This is a genomic window from Sphingobium sp. SA2, assembly GCF_032227065.1.
Classification (GTDB): domain Bacteria; phylum Pseudomonadota; class Alphaproteobacteria; order Sphingomonadales; family Sphingomonadaceae; genus Sphingobium.
Genome location: NZ_JAPMXX010000006.1, coordinates 682,499 through 700,805 on the forward strand (window position 1 = coordinate 682,499; position 18,307 = coordinate 700,805).

The 18,307-nt window shown below is 62.3% G+C and carries 16 protein-coding genes and 1 tRNA gene; 5 read left to right on the plus strand and 12 right to left on the minus strand.

Annotated elements, in window-relative coordinates; genetic code table 11:
* Positions 1-57 precede the first annotated feature (57 nt).
* Genes qatD through qatA form a run of 4 tightly spaced genes read right to left on the minus strand, consistent with a single transcriptional unit; the run spans position 58 to position 5,064 of the window.
* Positions 58-813: a Qat anti-phage system TatD family nuclease QatD gene (qatD, locus tag OVY48_RS10915; protein ID WP_126848721.1), complete on the minus strand. Its 756-nt coding sequence runs from the start codon at positions 811-813 to the stop codon at positions 58-60.
* A complete protein-coding gene (gene qatC / locus OVY48_RS10920; RefSeq protein WP_151606832.1) occupies positions 810-2,180 on the minus strand; it encodes a Qat anti-phage system QueC-like protein QatC in 1,371 nt (456 codons plus the stop codon). Before qatC ends, qatD begins: the two co-directional genes overlap by 4 nt.
* Positions 2,177-3,085 (minus strand): Qat anti-phage system associated protein QatB, encoded by a 909-nt coding sequence (qatB, locus tag OVY48_RS10925; RefSeq protein WP_167713032.1) that lies wholly within the window; start codon positions 3,083-3,085, stop codon positions 2,177-2,179. The genes qatC and qatB overlap by 4 nt, the downstream gene beginning before the upstream one ends.
* On the minus strand, positions 3,085-5,064 hold the full coding sequence (qatA, locus tag OVY48_RS10930; protein ID WP_151606828.1) for a Qat anti-phage system ATPase QatA: 1,980 nt from the start codon (positions 5,062-5,064) through the stop codon (positions 3,085-3,087). Before qatA ends, qatB begins: the two co-directional genes overlap by 1 nt.
* 295 nt (positions 5,065-5,359) lie before the next feature.
* On the opposite strand from qatA, the gene OVY48_RS10935 reads away from it, so the two are divergent.
* Positions 5,360-6,265 carry a restriction endonuclease gene (locus OVY48_RS10935; RefSeq protein WP_232252425.1) on the plus strand — a complete coding sequence of 302 codons (906 nt, stop codon included), beginning with the start codon at positions 5,360-5,362 and terminating at the stop codon, positions 6,263-6,265.
* 325 nt (positions 6,266-6,590) lie between these two features.
* Here the strand turns inward: OVY48_RS10935 and OVY48_RS10940 are convergent, their stop codons facing one another.
* Both OVY48_RS10940 and OVY48_RS10945 read right to left on the minus strand, forming a co-directional pair.
* Positions 6,591-7,097, minus strand: coding sequence for a DUF3617 domain-containing protein (locus OVY48_RS10940; RefSeq protein ID WP_313922831.1), 507 nt, complete (start codon positions 7,095-7,097; stop codon positions 6,591-6,593).
* Between the two features lie 83 nt (positions 7,098-7,180).
* A complete protein-coding gene (locus OVY48_RS10945) occupies positions 7,181-7,741 on the minus strand; it encodes a DUF3617 domain-containing protein (RefSeq protein WP_313922832.1) in 561 nt (186 codons plus the stop codon).
* Between the two features lie 164 nt (positions 7,742-7,905).
* On the opposite strand from OVY48_RS10945, the gene OVY48_RS10950 reads away from it, so the two are divergent.
* The 3 genes from OVY48_RS10950 to uvrB are packed head-to-tail and all read left to right on the plus strand — an operon-like array spanning position 7,906 to position 11,543.
* The gene (locus OVY48_RS10950) at positions 7,906-8,904 is read left to right on the plus strand and encodes a DNA/RNA non-specific endonuclease (RefSeq protein ID WP_313922833.1); all 999 of its coding nucleotides are present in this window, start codon (positions 7,906-7,908) and stop codon (positions 8,902-8,904) included.
* A gap of 22 nt (positions 8,905-8,926) precedes the next feature.
* Positions 8,927-9,319 (plus strand): hypothetical protein, encoded by a 393-nt coding sequence (locus OVY48_RS10955; RefSeq protein WP_313922834.1) that lies wholly within the window; start codon positions 8,927-8,929, stop codon positions 9,317-9,319.
* Positions 9,320-9,359: 40 nt separating this feature from the next.
* Entirely contained in the window at positions 9,360-11,543 is a 2,184-nt protein-coding gene (uvrB, locus tag OVY48_RS10960; RefSeq protein WP_313922835.1) for an excinuclease ABC subunit UvrB, read from the plus strand.
* An 18-nt stretch (positions 11,544-11,561) separates the two neighbouring features.
* Here the strand turns inward: uvrB and OVY48_RS10965 are convergent, their stop codons facing one another.
* From OVY48_RS10965 to OVY48_RS10985, 5 genes are all read right to left on the minus strand, one after another.
* Positions 11,562-12,317: a YncE family protein gene (locus OVY48_RS10965; RefSeq protein WP_409593671.1), complete on the minus strand. Its 756-nt coding sequence runs from the start codon at positions 12,315-12,317 to the stop codon at positions 11,562-11,564.
* Between the two features lie 110 nt (positions 12,318-12,427).
* On the minus strand, positions 12,428-13,939 hold the full coding sequence (locus OVY48_RS10970) for a phospholipid carrier-dependent glycosyltransferase (protein ID WP_313922837.1): 1,512 nt from the start codon (positions 13,937-13,939) through the stop codon (positions 12,428-12,430).
* A gap of 11 nt (positions 13,940-13,950) precedes the next feature.
* Complete coding sequence (locus OVY48_RS10975; RefSeq protein WP_313922838.1) at positions 13,951-15,105, minus strand: TonB-dependent receptor domain-containing protein; 1,155 nt, start codon at positions 15,103-15,105, stop codon at positions 13,951-13,953.
* A complete protein-coding gene (locus OVY48_RS10980; protein WP_313922839.1) occupies positions 15,102-16,190 on the minus strand; it encodes an endonuclease/exonuclease/phosphatase family protein in 1,089 nt (362 codons plus the stop codon). Before OVY48_RS10980 ends, OVY48_RS10975 begins: the two co-directional genes overlap by 4 nt.
* Positions 16,191-16,398: 208 nt before the next feature.
* Complete coding sequence (locus OVY48_RS10985) at positions 16,399-17,463, minus strand: SDR family oxidoreductase (RefSeq protein ID WP_313922840.1); 1,065 nt, start codon at positions 17,461-17,463, stop codon at positions 16,399-16,401.
* A gap of 98 nt (positions 17,464-17,561) precedes the next feature.
* Between OVY48_RS10985 and OVY48_RS10990 the strand changes: the two genes are divergently transcribed.
* On the plus strand, positions 17,562-17,987 hold the full coding sequence (locus tag OVY48_RS10990) for a helix-turn-helix domain-containing protein (protein WP_313922841.1): 426 nt from the start codon (positions 17,562-17,564) through the stop codon (positions 17,985-17,987).
* A gap of 181 nt (positions 17,988-18,168) precedes the next feature.
* Here the strand turns inward: OVY48_RS10990 and OVY48_RS10995 are convergent.
* Positions 18,169-18,243: transfer RNA gene (locus OVY48_RS10995), tRNA-Thr, on the minus strand.
* Between the last annotated feature and the right edge of the window lie 64 nt (positions 18,244-18,307).

Consider the following 18,307-nt stretch of genomic DNA (forward strand, 5'->3'; position numbering starts at 1 on the left):
CAGATCGACCGAATATGTAGCACGAAGATTACAATTTATCTAGGCCCTTTGAGGACCTCATCTCAGCAGAGAACGAAGGTTCGATCTTACCGCTGTCGTGACGGCATCGACCGGGACCCTCCGGACGTCGGCGATCGCTGCGACCGTGGTTTTCACGTCCGCGGGCTCGCTGGGACGACCGTCAACCTGAGTGAAAGGGCCGTCTGTCTCCGTCAGTATGCGATCGATAGGCAAGTCGGAGACGAGGGAACGGCCGCGATCCGAGCGGGTCATCTCGGCATTGACGGAGAAATAGCAGCCGAGCGCCGCCGCACGTCGAGCCTCGCTTTTGCTTCCGGTGAACCAGTGAAGCACGACGGTGCCGCGATCCTGCGGGAGATATTGTTCGATCATATCGAGCACCGCTGGAACGCTCCTCACACTGTGGACAGTGAGAATCTTGCCTCCTGCTTCTGCGCATCGCTCAAGGACGCTACGGAACACATGCTTTTGGGTATCCAGCGATTTGTAGAAGCGCGGGCCGGCATCAAGACCGACTTCACCGACGTAGCGTGTCTCAGGCAGGTGACGCTCCCATAGCGGGAACTCGCCGGCGCGCTCCGCGACGAGCTGCGGATGCAGGCCGAGCGCAGCGCGCACGAAGCGGGTATGACGCGTGAGTTCATGATTGCGCGCCCAGGCCTTTGGCGTCGTCGTGACGGTCAGGGTGTAGATCCGAGCTGCTTCTGCCCTCGCGATCGCGGCCTCATGGTCGGGATAGAGGTCGAGATGGCAGTGGAAATCGACACCGACGGCTTGAGCATTCTCGGTCATCCCGGCCGCGTCCTCACACCTGCCAGGAGAGCTCCAACCTCTTCAAGGCCGCGCCGGTAGACGCCAGCGAGAGCAGCTTGCCGAGCTGGCGATTCATCGAAGAGTGGCCCCGGCTTGTGGATGAGAATCGGCGCCAGTGCCGGCCGGGCGCGAAGCCGCTCGATCGCAAGCTGGAAAGAGCGAATCTGGACACCTTCTGATTGGCGTGTGTCGAGCGCGCGGGCGGTGAGGTCATCGACCGTGTAGACGGTGGGATCTGGATCGGGGCGTAAGCCGGCAACGAGTGCTGCCCGTCTGATGAGACATGGCAGGCAATAGCCGCAATGCTGTGTGCCGAGACCCTGCCAGCGTCCCTTGGTCGGAGCCGCGCAGGATAGCGATGAGGGGACGAGGCGACGTAATAATGCGCCGTTGGTGCAGGCTGCGACCATCTCGCCCTTGGTCCTATCCCAATAGGGATTTTCGATCCTGCCGTTCAGGCCGAGCCCATGGAGGGCGTCATTCCAACGGGCGATGTAAAAAGGATGGGTCGTGCGCGTGCTTAGTGCGCCGAGGCGCAATGGATCGAGCGGCACGTTGACGGCGATGAGGCCGTTCTCGGGCACTTTCAAGGTGAACGCCCGCTCAAGTCCGCTTCCAGCGAAGACGCCGAGGGCGAAAAACAGGAACGACCTGCCGCGGGTCGTATTCTCTCCGCCTGAACCCCGGACGAAGCCATCCGGGTATGCCATCCAGAGGCGCAAGCGATCGAAGGCGCGGCCTCGATAGTGGGTCTTCAACGTGTCGAAGATGGTGGACTGCGCATCGCTGGTCGCACCTTCGCCAGCGTGACTAATGAGAAGCGGTGTACGGCCATTCTCAAGGGCGTCGATCGCGCCGATGAGACTGTCGAGGCCGCCCGAGAAGAGGGCGAGATCGTCGAAGGGAGGACCAATAAGCCGAGCAGGGTGTTCGGGAGCGACCCTGACGAAACGGCGCGGTCGGGCGCGAAACGCGATCGACCAGCGGTCGCCGGTGAGAAAGTTCAGCATCCGGACGAAGGTCGGCGCGACGGCTGTCCATCGATCGGGATCGGAAACCGGGACGATCAGCCGGATTTCGCGGGTCCAGCCATCCTGCGATTCACTCGCCCGCGAAATGCGTGTGTCAGCAGCGTGGACGTGGGCGGCCAGAACCAGGATGTCGACGCCGATCTCTGAAGGATGAACGCCAAGCCGCGACAGATCGCCGATCGCGCGGCCGATACCGTGATTGAGGGTTCGCTCGCCGACAACCAGGTCAAGGCGGGTTTCGACTTCTCCATCGCCAAGTGAAAAGCGGCTGCGGTCGCCGGGGCCGTATCGGCCTATGATGACGTGTCTCCTCATGTGCCTTCCGCCTCCGCATCGCCCATGATCTGCAAGATCCCGAACGCTTGCTCGTAGATGCGCCCGACGAACTGGAGCACGCGATCGGGCGTCAGCGCTGCAGCCGCGGCGCGGGCGACCGTGAGCGCATCGGCCACCCCGCGCCGGATGAAGTCGTTCAATTGCGCCTGCACGCGCGCGGCTTCGCGACTATCCGACGGCAGGGTGATCGTCTTCGCGCCGATGTCGTTGCAGAGCCGTGCTTCGATCGCGTTGGTCGCATACAGCTCGAACACAGTCTGCATCTGATCGGCGGTGAGGCCGTCGAGGTCGGCAATGCCTGCACCGGCGAGGTCCGTGATGGTTTCGATGAACGCTTCGCGTGCGATGCCTTCGTCGATCGAACCGCCGTCAGGACACACATAGTCCGCCAGGCCGAGAAAGATTTCTTCGATAGGGCGGCCTGCGAGAGCGCCGAGGTTGAGCGCACGAAGCGCTTCGGTCGCGCCGCGTGCGACGGCGTCCGACAGGAAGCCAAGCAAGCGGCTGCCTGCGCCGCGCGCCGATCCCATCCTTGCGGCCGCCGTGCGCGCCCCACCTGCCGATGAGCCCACGTAGTGCGAGACGGCTCGGCCGAGACTCTTGCGGTCGCTGCCGCCCGAACCAGCGAAACGCGAGAAGTTGTTGCGAGCCGCTGAGAAGCGCGCGGGATCGGCTACCGGCGGTATGGGCGGGCGAGCCGGCGGTGCCGGGGGAGCGGCTGGTGGGGCGCCGTCTGCTGGCGCATCCACGGGCGGACCGTCTGGTGGTCCACCATCAGGTGGGGCTCCGTCTGGAGCGGCAGGCGGTGCGCCGTCATCGCCTAGCCAGCTCGGGACGAGGGGCGTCCGGCCGCCCTGGCCGCCGAATGCACTGGAGGTGCCCATCAGCGGGCTCCCTGGCGGGTGCGAAGAACACCCGTGGCCGCCACCTTGAGCATCGCACCACCTTCTTTGCCCCAGGTCTGAAGGAGGCGGTCGAAGCGTTGGGTCGCATCGCCATCCTTGAGAACACCTTCCCAGCCGCCGCAGACCCATGGACCGAGACGATCTCGCGGGAGCGCTTCGAGGAAATCGACGAGATTGGCCTGCAGGGTCGGATGAGCCTTTACGAGAACCACCAAGCCGGCCGCGCCAGGCGGCTCAGTGTCAAAGCTGTCCCCACCGACGATGCGGCCGCGCACCGCTTCGAAGATCTGCGCCGCTTCGGGTGGGGCCAGGCGCTTGAGATCGGCTTCGAGGCCCTGCACCGCGAATTTCGCGCCGAAGAGCTGTTCGACCACGGCAGCAAGGTGGCCGAGCACTGAGGCGGCGCCGAAATAATCCTTCCTGTCCTTTGCGACGAAGAGGTAGGGGCGAAGATCCTCGCCACCGATCGCAGTTGGCACCGCCGCCCAGGCTTTGATCGCAGGCGAGGATAGCCATTCGCTCAAGAGCGCGCTCTCGGTCGACTTCACGGCTTCCAGTTTGGGCGTCGACTTCACGGCGTCATCGCCTTTGGCAGCGGCCTTCTCCGGCTTGGCCGCAGTTTTCGCGTCATCCTTGGCGGTCGCCGCCGCTTCGAGCGCTGACAGGTCCGGGCATTTGCCATTTGCTGCTGCCGCGGCGGCTGCGGCGATTTGATCGAAGAGGCGGGGCAGGAACCGCTCGGCGAGCATGAGTTTTGCGAGCACCGGCAGCTTGACGTCATCCCCGAACCCTCTCGCTTCGGCGATGCGCTGCCGCAAGACGAGCGTGTTGAGGAATCGCTTGATCTGACGCGGATTGCCCTTGGTTCCGTTGGCGAGGATCGGTCCGATCTGATCGCTGAGCGCCAACGCATTGTTGGCGCGCGAAGCCTTGTCCCCGAGAGCGACTCTGACGGTGGCAGCATCGAGCGCGCCGGAGGTCCACGGGCGCTTAAGCCGTTCACGAGCGATCTTGATCAAATCATTGAACGCCGGGTCGTTGTCGCCGAGTTCGGCGCCGACAAGGAGGAGAGTGACATAGATGCGCGTTTCCGTGTCCCCCAGCGCAGGGATTCGGAAGGGCACCTGGATGAGCTTTTCAAGGTAGTTCCGGGCATATGTCTGCGGACCGGTGCTGTCCGGCAGATCGGGAAAGTGTTTGCGCACCGCATATTCGATCATCGCCTCGTCGGCGGCGACGACAAAGGCGGTTCGCGACGTGAAGACGAAGAGACGGACGGCCTCCAAGGTCTCGATTGCGGTATCGGGCAAGCAGCGATCGAGGTCATCGATCAGGACGACGAGTTGCGCGACACCGGCCTTGTCGAGAAGATCGTCGAAGGCTTTCCGGAATGCGTTGATCTCCTCGGGAACGTTGGTCGAGTCGCCTTCACCCTTCGGCTTCAACAGGCCTTTCACGCCTTCGACGGCTGCTTCGAGATTGTCCTTGGTCGCGAGCTTTGCCGGATCGGCGAGGAAGCCTTCCAAGGTGCCGACGATGGTCTGAATCTGATCGGGAGTCGGAATTCCGGTGAAGGCGGTGAACGCGAGCCCACCAGCCTTCTTCGCCATCTTGAGCCAGTCGATCCGGCGAAAGACGTCCTTGACTGTTTCGCCCGCCGCAGTGAGAGCGGGTCGCTTTTCGATGAGCCCTGTGACGATGCCTTCGATAAGCGCAATTTTAGCGTCTTCGAATCCCTGAAAACGCCAGCCGTTGAACTTGAGGCACAGGACCTTCGCTTCCCCCTCGAAGCCGGCCTCGATCATCTCCAGCACACTAGACTTGCCGGCGCCCCAATCGCCATGGACACCAACAGTCACCGGTTGATCGGGCCGGTCGCGCAAGAGCTTGATGATGGTTGCTGCGATCGCCTCGTTGTTGAGAAGGTCGACCTTGGTCTCGTTGTCCGTCAGGATCACTGCTTGCCCCCCCACACGTTCAGCAGCCGATGGAGCCCGTCCTGGCGGCTGCGCATCCGCAACAGCAGTTCGCCTGCCTCCTTCGTGCTACGGATCTTGGGATTGTGTAGCATGAAGCTTACAATCTTGCTAGATTGAGAGTCGCCACATGAATTCTACGACGATCCGGGACACGTCGTTCGTCGGATCTCACCGCAATGAGTTGTTGGCAGACCTCGGCAGGATGCAATGGCGCGCGCTTCCGCACCTGGATGAACTCGAGGCGGGGATGAAGGAACCCGAGGGCTGGTAGGTTATGATGTCGTTTCGTGAAGCCCAGGCGGTCGAAGACCTGGCGGACCTTCTCTACGATTTTCTCCCCGGAAGCGGAAACAACAGGACCGCATTTCCGCTTGCCGCTGCGCAGGCTGGTGTTGGCGATCTGTGGGTCGCAGGCAGCAAGCGGCCCGCGATCGTCCAACTCTTGACCGCGACGCTCGAACAGCGCCGGTCGTGTTTCACCAAGCTAATCGTGGCGATCGTCCGACAGGCGATGACCTACCGGCGCGGCAAGGGAAATCCCCTGAGCCGCGAAGAAATTGATCGGCTGAACATTCTCCTTCCGGGCGTCCAGTTCAAAATCCCCGAGTTGCTTGATTCAAGCTTCCTCAGCAGCTTCGGCTCGGCGAAGGCGGGGGAACCTGCGCCGCAGGCGTCTTCGACTTTGAGTGAGGCAAAGGCCCAGGAACTCGCGACGCTGCTCGTTGAGATCACCAAGCTCGACCCCCAGACGCGAGGTCTGCGATTCGAAGGCTTCCTCAACGAGCTGTTCGCCGGCTTCGGGCTCGCACCGCGCGGCTCGTTCCGTCTCGTCGGCGAGCAGATCGATGGCAGTTTCAAGCTGCATGGACAGACCTATCTGGTGGAAGCGAAATGGCACGGGCCTCAGATTGGCTTCGCCGATCTGATGACCTTTTCGGGCAAAGTCGGCGGAAAGGCGTCGTGGTCGCGTGGACTGTTCGTTAGCAATTCCGGCTTCACGACCGAGGGGCTCGAAGCGTTCTCGCGTGGGCGGCAAACCAATCTGATATGCGCTGACGGACTCGACCTCTATGAGGTCCTCTCGCGCAAGGTCTCATTGATCGCGGTGTTAGAAGCGAAGGAACGCCGTGCTGCCGAAACGAACCGGGCGTTCGTCGCCGTGCGAGATCTAAATCTCTGAGCGGGAGTTGAATGGCTTTGGGCTGCGATGACGGTATAGCCAGTGAGGTATGGGCGATGACGCATCGTACTGCAGCGTGCAGACGGCGGGGCGGACTTGATCGATGTTGGGTGGGCCTCCTGCACCGTGTTCGGCGATAGATGGCGGAAGGCGCATTTTGCGAAAGCAGCCGAAAAATCCAATGTTTTCAGAAGCGCGAGGTTTTGACGGATTGGCTGACGGTATAGCGAGTCGTGAAAAAATCTTTACCGAGCAAATTCAATCCGTTATGAGGGCAGGAAACAATCGAGTGGGAATGATCCGGGCGGCGGTTACTATCTGACCGTCATCCCGGTGCCGGGCAGTCCCCGACCCGCTTGCCGGTCAGGTCATGGGTGGTGCGCAACACCGGTTGCCCGCCCTGCATCTTCGTCATGGTGGTGCCCAGCGTCATGGTGTCGGCGGTATAATTGCCCTCCGCCATGATTTCCGACGTGCCCGCCCCCGCCTTGCAGGCCAGCGTCACGATCAACCGGCCATTCCGCGCCAGCTTGTCCTTATAGCTGCAGTCCGTACCCTCCCCACCGGCCAGCGCGGCGACATCGGGCACACCGTCGGGCGCGATCGCGATGCAGATCTTGTCCTCGCTGACCTGCCGCAGCGCTTCCTGATATTGCGCCGGCGTGACGGTCGGCGTGTTGTAGCCGGTGGTCTTGCGGGTCAATATCCACTCGCCCGCGCGCATCAGGATCGGTGCCGCTTCGGCCTCCGGCGCTGGTGCCGGTTCCCCGCTACAGCCACCAAGCCCCAGCATCATCGCAAGCGGCAGCGCCGCCAAAAGGCTCTTGTCCATATCCTCTCCCCCGTTCTTACGTGTCGGAACAGGGGCAAGGCTCTACCCGTCGGGCATAAAGCGCAAGTGGAAATGCGCGGCGATCATTCCGCCGTGCAGTCCGCCCCGATCCACTTGCCCTCCGACCGCGCCTTCATCGCCATGGCGGTGCCGTCGGGTCCGCCCGCCATCTGCATGTCCATGTCCATCGCATAGCTGTCGGCGGCATAGGTGCCCGCCATCGTCGCGTTCATCGTGCCGCCATCGGCCTTGCACGACACCTGCCCCTTCACCGTCCCGCCGCTGACGGCAAAGTCCTTGAAGGCGCAGTCCTTATTATCCTGGCCCGCAAACATCTCGCCGCTGGGATTGGCCGCTTCTTCAGGCGTGACGCAATATTTGAGCGCGGTCTGGCTCATCATGCTCTTCATCTGATCCTCCATGCCCGCGGGCGCGCCCGGCATTTTGGACAGGTCGATATCCTGAATGGTGAAGCGTCCTTCCCACTGGCCGGGCTTCAACTGCACCTTGTCGACGGCGGCCTTCACTTCTTCGCGGCTCATGGCGTCGGTGGCCGCGATATTGCCGGTCGTCTCGCCCGGCTTGTCGCCGCAAGCAGCCAGCATCAGCAGCGCCGTGGCGGTAATCCCAAAAGCCTTCGTCATCGCATGTCCCCTGTTCGCGCGCGGTGGCAGCCCGTTGTTTTGAGAGCATATCAGGCCTAAGCGACAATTCAAATTCTTAGGCGGTATCGCCGTTTCGCCAACGTGTTCTTGATTTGTTCCTAATTAGCGGCTATAGCGGCACTCGCATTTCGGGGGGAATGCGCATGAAAGAGACAAGCCAACAGCATGGATTAATGGCCTTCAACCTCTATCTGCGTACTGGTCGAAGAATGGATGCCCCACCTCCTCCGGTGGAAATGAAATTCAACCCCTGGCATGATGAAGAGGACGGGCGCTTCACCTTCGCCGGGCAGGGGCGCTATTTTCCGGCTGGCGGTGCGCGGAGCGTAGTGCCGCCAAGAGGTCAGAATCGTCGGACTGTTCGCATGGATGGCGACAGGATGCCCGATCGCCGTCCGCATCGCGCCGATCATCAGAACAACCATTCGATCTATATGGTGCAGTCAGGTGATACGCTGACGCGGATTGCCGCGCGCCGCAAGGGGCTGGCCGCGCGCGATTTGGGATGGCTGAACCAGCATCCGCTCGATCGGCCGCTCCGCATCGGCCAGCGGATCAAGCTGCCGCATCAGGCCTATCTGGATGCGGGGCAGGCAGCCAGAACCAAGTTTCTGGCGCTGGCCCATTATATGGACACGCATGGCGGGAAATTGCCGCCCGACCCGGCCAATCCGCCTTCGCTGGAAAGCCAGATACTCGACACCAACTGGCGCAAGGAGACGAAGAATGGCTATGATTTCCATATCGATGTCATTGCGAGGCCGAGGGAAATTGTTGCTGACCTCACCAATGGACCAATCGCCAAGCGTTCGCGACGCGAGCAAGCGCAGGCGGGCAAACCCAATCGTCGCCCTGGTGATGAGGGTGGCCATTTCATCGCTGTTCGCTTCAACGGCCCCAGCGACAGCTTCAACCATTTTGCCCAGGATCGAAATTTCAACCGTGGCGCCTATCGTGCCATGGAAGATGGCTGGGCTAAAGACCTCCAAGCAGGACGAAAGATCGTCGTTAATATCGTTCCGCGCTATGAAGGGGCATCGAAACGACCCTTCAAACTCGTTGTCAGATGGTATGTCGATGGGAACCCAAACATTCAACATTTCTCCAATGAAGCGAAAGGCAAAGCCCATGCCGCAAGATAAATTGGATTTGCTCGGACCGCTCATGAACGACATCGGTCATGAACTTTCTCGTATCGTCGGGGGCGATCCCAACGGCATATTCCTTTATGTCGAGATCGGTGAAGGATGGGTTAGACCTAGCGTCTTCAAGGATGAAGGCGACGTGGTTCGCTGGTATGATCCAAAGGATGACTATTTGTCAGACCTTCTTTTCGAAGCCTGGTATCTGGAACCTGACGGCCCGAATATGCGCTGGTCGGTACTGGAATATGCCATTGTGGACGGCAAATTCCACGTCAGCATGAAATATCCCGAGGAGGTCAATGTCGATATTGTCGATTCGGAACGCCGCCAAACCGCCCTTCGCGCCCGCTTTGGTGACAAGCCGGTCGTCTATCCGCCGCCACCCAAAGGCGCGTTCGAACTGAAACTGTAAGGCCGATTGCGCCCCGGCCCAAAGCCCCCATATTCCCCCCATGGCCATTCAGATCCGCACCACGCTCGACGAACCCGATACCGGCACCAGTTTCGTGCCGCACCGCCCGGCGCGGCCGGAAAAGAGCGAGGGCGGACGGCGCTTCACGCTGGTCAGCGATTATGAACCGGCGGGCGATCAGCGTACCGCCATCCCCGAACTGGTCGAAGGCGCGCTGGCCGGCGAGAAGGATCAGGTGCTGCTCGGCGTCACCGGCTCCGGCAAGACCTTCACCATGGCCAAGATGATCGAGGCGTTGCAGCGCCCGTCCCTGATCCTTGCGCCCAACAAGATCCTCGCGGCCCAGTTGTATGGCGAGTTCAAGAGCTTCTTCCCCGACAATGCGGTCGAATATTTCGTCAGCTATTATGATTACTACCAGCCCGAAGCCTATGTCGCGCGGTCCGACACCTATATCGAGAAGGAAAGCTCGGTAAACGAAAGCATCGACCGGATGCGCCATTCGGCGACGCGGTCGCTGCTGGAGCGGGACGATGTCATCATCGTTGCATCGGTCAGTTGCATTTACGGCATCGGCTCCGTTGAAACCTATTCGGCCATGACTTTCTCGATGAAGAAGGGCGGGATCGAGGACCAGCGCGAGATCATCCGCAAGCTGGTCGCACTCCAATATAAGCGTAACGATGCGGGTTTTTCGCGCGGCAATTTTCGCGTGAAGGGCGACAATCTGGAAATTTTCCCGTCGCATTATGAAGATACCGCCTGGCGCATATCCTTTTTCGGCGACGAGATCGAAGAGATTGTCGAGTTCGATCCGCTGTCGGGACGCAAGGTCGCGAGCCTCGACTATGTGAAGGTCTTTCCCAACAGCCACCATGTCACCCCCGGCCCTACGCTGAAGCAGGCGATGGAGGCGATCCGCCATGAACTGACCGAGCGGCTCAAGGAACTGGAGGCGGAAGGAAAGCTGCTGGAAGCGCAGCGGTTGGAGCAGCGGACCAATTTCGACCTGGAGATGATCGCGGCGACCGGAAGCTGCGCCGGCATCGAAAATTATTCGCGCTTTTTGACCGGCCGCCTGCCGGGCGAACCGCCGCCGACCCTGTTCGAATATCTGCCCGAAAACGCGCTGCTGTTCGTCGATGAAAGCCACCAGACCGTGCCGCAGATCGGCGCGATGGCGCGGGGCGATCATCGGCGCAAGATCACGCTGGCCGAATATGGTTTTCGGCTGCCCAGTTGCATCGACAACCGGCCGCTGCGATTCAACGAATGGGACGCGATGCGGCCGCAGACGGTCAGCGTTTCCGCCACGCCTGGCAATTGGGAAATGGAGCAGACCGGCGGCGTGTTCAGCGAACAGGTCATTCGCCCCACCGGCCTCATCGACCCGCCGGTCGAGATCAAGCCGGTCGAGGACCAGGTCGACGACCTCATCAACGAATGCCGCAAGGTTGCGGCGCAAGGCTATCGCACGCTCGTCACCACCCTGACCAAGCGAATGGCCGAGGATCTGACCGAGTTCATGCACGAGGCTGGGCTGAAGGTCCGCTACATGCATAGCGATGTCGAGACGCTGGAGCGGATCGAGCTGATCCGCGATTTGCGGCTGGGTGTCTATGACGTGCTGATCGGCATCAACCTGCTGCGTGAGGGGCTGGATATTCCCGAATGCGGCCTGGTCGCGATTCTCGATGCGGACAAGGAGGGCTTTTTGCGCTCCGAAACCTCGCTCATCCAGACGATCGGCCGCGCGGCGCGCAACGTCGACGGGCGCGTGATCCTCTATGCCGATCGCATCACCGGCAGCATGGAACGGGCATTGGGCGAAACATCCCGGCGGCGCGAAAAGCAGGAGGCCTATAACCTCGAACATGGCATCACGCCGACCACGATCAAACGCAATATCGGCGACATCATCGCCCATGTCGCGTCAAAGGATCAGGTCACGGTCGACACCGGCCTGGACGATCGCCCGCACCTGGTCGGCCACAATCTGCGCGCCTATATCGAAGATCTGGAAAAGAAAATGCGCGCCGCCGCCGCCGACCTGGAATTCGAAGAGGCAGGGCGCATCCGCGACGAGATCCGCAAACTGGAAGCCGACGAACTGGGCCTGCCGCATGAGCAGCAGGTGGCGGCACCCAGAGGCCGCGCGACCGAGGGCAAGCCGGGCACGCGGAAATTGCGCTATGGGAAGACGCAGAAGAAATTCGGGCGTTAGCCTCAACCCTCTGTCGGCTTAGTCTCCGTCAGACACAAAGCTCGCCACCATTTCAGTCTTGGCGCGGTCGATGGACCATAGGCGGCCTTTCTCGAACGGATCCCAGTCGATCGCCTGACCCGGCGTGGGGATGCCGACGGTGCGGCGCAGTTCTAGGCGCGATCCGGCTTCGGGCAGCGCCAGTTCATATATTTCCGGCCGATCATGGCCGGTCGCATAGAGGCGACCATCCTTGCTCCAGCTAAGGCCAGAGCAACTGAACGGTGCAAAGCGCGCCAGCACCTCGGCCGGGAACGTCCATGCCGCTTCCTGCCGGAAGGCGTCGTCCAGCCGCGCCAGCAGCGTGTAGCGATGGTCCCGGTTCGGCTCACCGCCCTTGCCATCATAATTGGCATAGACCGCCCACCATTTGCCATCATGCCGGTCGAGCGCGGTCAGCGAACCGGGGCCAAAGCCCAGGCTGATCGTGCGCTTGTGGCGCATCGTGCGGGTGTCGAAAATCTCGATGGCGCTGGTCTGGGGCAGCTGCGGATAATTTGAGGCGGCGCAGACCAGGTCATGCCCCGCGACGGTACAACTGTTCATGTGGGGGAACAGCCGTCGCTCCCCCTGCCATTGGGCGACCCGCTTGCCGGTGGCGATGCGATATTTGCCGATCCGGTCATTGTCGATGGCATAGAGATGCGTGCCGTCCGATGCGACGCCTTGACGCGCTTCCGGTGCCGCCATGCGCAGTATAACGGGAACGGGTGGCGGCGAAGGCAAGTCGGCCATCGGCTCCGCCCCTGCCGGGACAAAGCCGAGCATCAGGCTCGCGAGGATCAGCAGGATAAAGGGCATGAGGGGGCTTCCGATTGCATCGACCAGCCTGTTCTAGGCCAGCATTATAACGGTTGCGTGGCAAAGGTCGCAGCCATTGTGGCAGGCGATGTCGGGGCCAGGAATATCTTATGGCTACCCGAAGGCAAGGAGACGGCGCGATAGCTATGCGATCGCGCCCAATCGATCAGCACCGCATCCAGGCCGCGAGGAAAGGCCACCGTGGGTTTGCCTTCACTGCCCGTCAGGATGATGGCAGGCGGCTTCGCATCCAGATCCGCTTCGGCAGAGAGGATAGTCGTCGCATGAAAGGCCCGCGCCTCATCGCGTGTCAGGATATGGCGCGTGCGGAACAGGAAAGGCCCGGTGACGAAGCGGCGATCGACCGGCAGCGCCGCATCCACCGCCCGTTCCGGCGACAGGGTAACGATCGACCCGGACAGGCCGGTCGAAGCCACAATGCGATCCACTGCACGCACGTCCTGCATGATCCCCTGAACCGGACTGTGGCCCGCCAGCATATTGGCCGCTGTCTTCGTCGCGGTCTGTGCCACGCCTGCGACGATGCCCAACGCGATCAGGGCGCGGCCAGCGCGACGATGCCAGAAGGGCGCGTCGGTCAGCAGCGCAAAGCGAAGGAAGAGCGCGGGCAGCAAAGGCCCCAGATATTGGACATAGATGGGTCGCGGCAGCCAGGCGGCCACCAGACCAGCGACGATCATCATATCGAGCAGCCGTTCGACCGGCATGCGTCGCCGGGTGACCACCAACGCAACGGCGACCAGCGCAATCAGGCCGCAGCCCTGCGCCAGAAAGCGGGCCAGCCGCACGAGACTCTTCGGCCCGCCGAGCATGGCGGCCTTCTCATTCCAGGCGCGCCACTCGAACGGGGCCTTCAGGCTATAGTCGATAATCCCGAACCAGGCCGCGTCGGGTGCCAGCAGGGCCAGCGCCATCGTCGGCACACCACCCAGCACGCCGCCCAGAGCGAGCAGGCCGACTCTGGCCGCGCCAAGCGTGCGCCAGTGACATAGCGCAAACAGGCCAACGGCCGCGGCCGGAAGGCCATAGCTGATTTTCGCCGACGCGGCCGCCCCCAGCAACAGCCCGGCCAGTAGCGCGGTCCACCGCGCACGGTCATTCTGGAGCAGGTTCATCAAGGCGGCCAGCCCGGCCGTCATCAGCAACACGGGCAGCGCATCGTTGCGCGCAACACTCCCGGCGAACAACAGCATATGGCTCGACAATAAAGCCACCGCCGCGATCGCCGCCGCCCGGTCCGACGCACCCGCCCGCCGCGCGGCCATCCACAGACAAACACTTGCCCCCAGCGCGAGCAGGGCATTGACAGCGCGCAGTGCCGCAAAGAGCCACCCCTCCGCGATCCACGCCAGCGGCGCGAACAACAATGGCTGCAAGGGCGTCTGGAGATAGGCGAAGTCGCGATAGGGCAAGCCGAAGCGCATCATCGCAACCGCGCCGACATATTGCCCCTCGTCATGATCGATCGGGCGGAACGCCGCCACGGTCAACATCAGGGCCGCGATCAGCAGCAGCAGGGCAATCCGCAATGGCATGGGCTTTGCGCCTACCAGCCAAGCCGCGCGCGGGCCATCACCGCACGCGCCTGGTCGGCGGCGCGCAGCGAACCGGACAGGTCATCGCGCGCAAATGTCCCGCTGACCAGATTGTCCGGGTCGGTCATATGTAGAGACAGGGTGATCGGTCGCCCGCCGACCGCAGCCAGCGCATAATCGACGCCGGCCTCGACCCGCATGGCGCGCTGGCCGGACACAGCCATTGCGGGCGCGCTGGTACGCGCAACGGACAGGGCCGCGCGCCAGGGGCCGTCCCGCCAGACGGACCCGGCCGACAGACTCTGTTCGCGCACGATGTCGCCCCCGGACATGCGAACCCGCGCGTCGCTGTAGCTGATCGACCATTGCCACTGCGGCGTCACCTGGTGGCGCGCTTCCAGAATCGCACCATCGATCCGTGCTGAGCCATTGTTGACCGGCACCGTGCCGCGCCCGGTAAAGCGCAGCCGATCGTCGACCCGACCGCCCTGCAAAGACAGGGACAGGCCGAGCGTGGGCGCAGCCGTCCAATCGGCACGCATCTGCACGCGGCTTTGCGTTTCCGGCTTCAGCGTCCGGCGCAGCGCCAGAAAATCATCGTGGCGCAATCCCATCGGTCCGCTCATGCCCGTTTCGCCATAGGCCCGTAATGTGTCGGCATAATCCAGGCTCAATGCCAAATCCTGCCGCGCTTGCAGGAATAACGTCGCGCGCGGCAGAAACCAGTCGTTCGCGCGTATCTTTTCGAGCCCTGGCCCGGCGGTGACATTGGCATTGCGGTTGCTGACCTTGATCCCATGCCAGCCCAGGGTGGCGATCAGATGCTCACCGACCAGCAAGCGATCCTGCACGCCATAGCGCACCATCCGGCTGCGCGAGAGCCTATGCGGTGCGAACGACGTCGCGGCGGTCGTTCCAAGGACTCGCCGCGCGGCCGTCTGCCAGCGGATCTGGATGTCCTGGTCACGATCATCGACATGGACCGGCGTTGCCGCATCCATCCGTGGGCGGAACTGCGGATAGGCTGGCCGGGGCGCTGTGATTGGCGACAGACCAGACGGGCGTTTCAGCGAAAAGCGGATGCCCGTTTCTACCGGCACTTCCTGCGCCTGCGCCGCCGTAGAGGCAGGGATGAGCCAGAGCAACGGCCAGACGGCCCGGCTCATGATGCTGCCCCCGCGCGGTCCGATCGCGCCAGATCGACGCCGCTGCGCAGGCTATAGTCGACGACATAGCCGAAATGGTCGGAGAGCGGCTGGTTATCGGGTTCCGATCCGAAAGGCACATGCGCTGCGACCACCTTGAGCGGACGGTCGCCCGCATCCCGTGCGAACAGCCAATCCTTTGCCCGCGCTCTGGCAGAGGTCAGGTCGCGCCGTATCGCGTCGTTGGCCCAGGCGGATTGCGCCAGCGCCCGGCGCGCGCCGTCCAGTTCCGGTGCGATGAAGCGCATGTCGGCCTGCGCGAACCGGGTGAAGAAGATATGGGCGCGCAACCGATCCTGCCCGATATTCATGTCACCACCCAGGATCATCGGCTGACCGGCAGGCACATGCGCCGCAACGAACTGCGTCACCAGATCGACCTGCCGGGCAAAGGCCCGCTGCGATCGGTCGATCGCTACACCTGCGGCTTTGCGGGCGTTGAGATGCGTGTTGACGATGCTGACCGGCCGGTCGAAGCCCGGCACCCTTATATGCGCGATCAGCACGCCCTTGTTGGCCAGGCAGTCGAACCCGGCGCAGGCAAAGTCGGGAAAAGCCATGCGATCGATCCGGGTGATGGGATAGTCGGACAGGATTTGCAGGCCACTGCTCAGTTGCTTGCCGATCGCCTCTCCGCGATCCCACCGCGCCTGCGCCAGATGCGATTGGTCCGCCCCCTGCGACGCCGCCGTGGAACGGTGCGCTATGTCAGGCCCCTGCGCAACATGGCGATAGCCCGCGCGGGCGGCGATCTGCGCCGCCTCCGGCGTGAAGGCTTCCTGCAACAGGATGATATGGGGCTGTCGCCCCGATTGCCGCAGCCGGGCGAGCCGGTCGGCGATAGCGGTCAGCGCCGCCCGCCGATCTGACACGATCGGCCAGGGCAGTCCCTTGATATTATAGGTCATGACCGACAATCGCCCGTCGTTCGGAACAGGTTGTGCGATGCCCCATTGCGGCGCAGCCTGGTCGCCACCATGGGTCGATCCGGCGGCGGCGAGCGCGACAAGCCCTGCGAACAACACAGCGCGAAATGGTCGGTACATGGTGACGGCCCCCCGTTTGATCGGAGGATAGCGGGCCAATGAGTCGTCCCCATGTCGCTTAAGCGACAGTGCGGTTAAACTTTTGCGCCGTTGCCGTCATCGAAATGAGAGGACCGGGCACCGGCTGATCGTTAATAAGCGCAATGTCCGACGTGGGATTTCTCTTCCTAGCCTACATCGAACATAGGGTAGGGACCAAGCCAAACCGTCAGGGGATCAACCTGTCGGCGCGTAATCGTTCGAACAGGGCGATAAACGCATCATCGGAAGGTTGATATTCCAAAAACCCCAGACGCCTGCTCTTCGACATGTCGGTGACGACTTCGATCGGCCGCCCCAAGTCGGCATCGCTATGCCATGGCGAGGCGAGGCGGTCGAGCTTTGGCTCCAAGAGACCCTCGCGCTCCGCGATCACGCGCCACAGGGGAGCATCATTCGCCATTTGCTGCTCCAGCGGCTGCACGCTGCCGTCAAATGGTGCGGGATCGAGACCAAACCAGTCTGCGATCTGTCCCCACATCCAACTCCAGCGAAAGACATCGCCATTGACGATGTTAAACGCTTCATTTGCGGCAGCGGGCGTCTCGGCGGCCCAGAGAAGATGGCGCGCCAGAATGGCGGCATCCGTCATGTCAGTAAGGCCATTCCACTGTGCCGCCGATCCTGGAAAACGGAACGGACGTCGGGTTTCGCGGCAGAGTGTCGCATAGACCGCCAGCGTGGTGCCCATATTCATGGCGTTGCCCACCGCTTTGCCAATAACCGTATGGGGCCGATGCACGCTCCAGGTAAAGCCGTCGCGCGCCGCCGCGGCAAAGACTTCATCCTCTTGCGCATAATAGAAATTCTCCACATCGAGCCTTCCCTGTTCTTCGCGGAAAGGCGTTTGTGGAAGGGAACCTTTGCCATAGGCTTCGAACGGTCCAAGATAATGTTTGAGGCCGGTTACCAGCGCTACATGACGCGGAACGGTCCCCGCCTGGCGCAGCCCATCCAGAAGATTGCGTACCATGGCGGCATTGACGCGAATATTCTCCGCTTCGCTATCCTGCCGCAGCCATGTTGTAATGAAGACGGTGGAGGGATTGACCCCCAGGAGCGCAGTGGCGGTGGCTCTCGCATCCTGAAGGTCCGCAACGATCGGCTCAACACCCGCTTGCATGAGCGGACGGCGTGCCAGGCCTTTCACCCGCCACCCGCGCTCGACCAGAAATGCTGCTGTGGCACTACCGACGATGCCACTCGCGCCCACTACCAAAGCCGTACCACTCATTTTCGAAACTCCTGCTTGTTCCCCCTTTAGCTAGGCACGCATGAGCACCGGTGCTAGACGGCACCTTTCGGGGTCATAGGAACCGTTGGGTAACCACTATGGGGCAGGACTTTGCCAGCGATGACTGGCGCGAGGATTGCGCGCCGCGCCGCGTGCTTGATCTGTTTGCCACGAAATGGACGAGCATGATCCTGCATGTTCTGCATGCGCGTCTGGGCGGCGTTGCGCGGACCGGCGTGCTGCATCGAAGCCTGCCTGGAATCTCGAAGAAAATGTTGACCCAAACGCTTCGCGACATGGAAGGCAGCGGCTTGGTCACACGGCATGTTCATGGCACTATCCCTCCAGCGGTGGAGTATCGGCTAACGCCTCTGGGCACACGCTTCGTCGAACCGGTCGAACTCCTGTACGGCTGGGGACGTGCCAATGCAGACGCGCTGGACCAACTCGGCAGCCGCCCCACATCCCGACGTCATGATGGGGTTTCGCGTTCCGACTCGGAACTGGACCAACCTCCCCAATAGCCTGAGCAAGCTGATGGCAGGGACCGCATGCCGTGGCGCGTTTGCGGATGGTCCATGCGAAGACACGTCAACCGCCGCTCCAACTGGTGATGATTTTCAGACAGCGCGCGATGGGGTCCAACTGCCTACGGACGGCAGGGGCTTTTTCCTAGAAGCGGTCCGTTGAGATATGGGACAAAAATGGTGCTGCTGGGGAGGATTGAACTCCCGACCTCGTCATTACCAATGACGCGCTCTACCACTGAGCTACAGCAGCACTCTGTTTCTCATCCGCAAGCGCTCGTCGCGCTGGGAGCCGGGCCTATGGCTGCGCGCGTTGC

Coding starts and splice junctions, on each gene's coding strand:
- qatD (WP_126848721.1), bottom strand. CDS start 813: ATGACCGAGAATGCTCAAGCCGTCGGTGTCGATTTCCACTGCCATCTC.
- qatC (WP_151606832.1), bottom strand. CDS start 2,180: ATGAGGAGACACGTCATCATAGGCCGATACGGCCCCGGCGACCGCAGC.
- qatB (WP_167713032.1), bottom strand. CDS start 3,085: ATGGGCACCTCCAGTGCATTCGGCGGCCAGGGCGGCCGGACGCCCCTC.
- OVY48_RS10935 (WP_232252425.1), top strand. CDS start 5,360: ATGATGTCGTTTCGTGAAGCCCAGGCGGTCGAAGACCTGGCGGACCTT.
- OVY48_RS10940 (WP_313922831.1), bottom strand. CDS start 7,097: ATGGACAAGAGCCTTTTGGCGGCGCTGCCGCTTGCGATGATGCTGGGG.
- OVY48_RS10945 (WP_313922832.1), bottom strand. CDS start 7,741: ATGACGAAGGCTTTTGGGATTACCGCCACGGCGCTGCTGATGCTGGCT.
- OVY48_RS10950 (WP_313922833.1), top strand. CDS start 7,906: ATGAAAGAGACAAGCCAACAGCATGGATTAATGGCCTTCAACCTCTAT.
- OVY48_RS10955 (WP_313922834.1), top strand. CDS start 8,927: ATGAACGACATCGGTCATGAACTTTCTCGTATCGTCGGGGGCGATCCC.
- uvrB (WP_313922835.1), top strand. CDS start 9,360: ATGGCCATTCAGATCCGCACCACGCTCGACGAACCCGATACCGGCACC.
- OVY48_RS10965 (WP_409593671.1), bottom strand. CDS start 12,317: ATGGCCGACTTGCCTTCGCCGCCACCCGTTCCCGTTATACTGCGCATG.
- OVY48_RS10970 (WP_313922837.1), bottom strand. CDS start 13,939: ATGCCATTGCGGATTGCCCTGCTGCTGCTGATCGCGGCCCTGATGTTG.
- OVY48_RS10975 (WP_313922838.1), bottom strand. CDS start 15,105: ATGAGCCGGGCCGTCTGGCCGTTGCTCTGGCTCATCCCTGCCTCTACG.
- OVY48_RS10980 (WP_313922839.1), bottom strand. CDS start 16,190: ATGTACCGACCATTTCGCGCTGTGTTGTTCGCAGGGCTTGTCGCGCTC.
- OVY48_RS10985 (WP_313922840.1), bottom strand. CDS start 17,463: ATGAGTGGTACGGCTTTGGTAGTGGGCGCGAGTGGCATCGTCGGTAGT.
- OVY48_RS10990 (WP_313922841.1), top strand. CDS start 17,562: ATGGGGCAGGACTTTGCCAGCGATGACTGGCGCGAGGATTGCGCGCCG.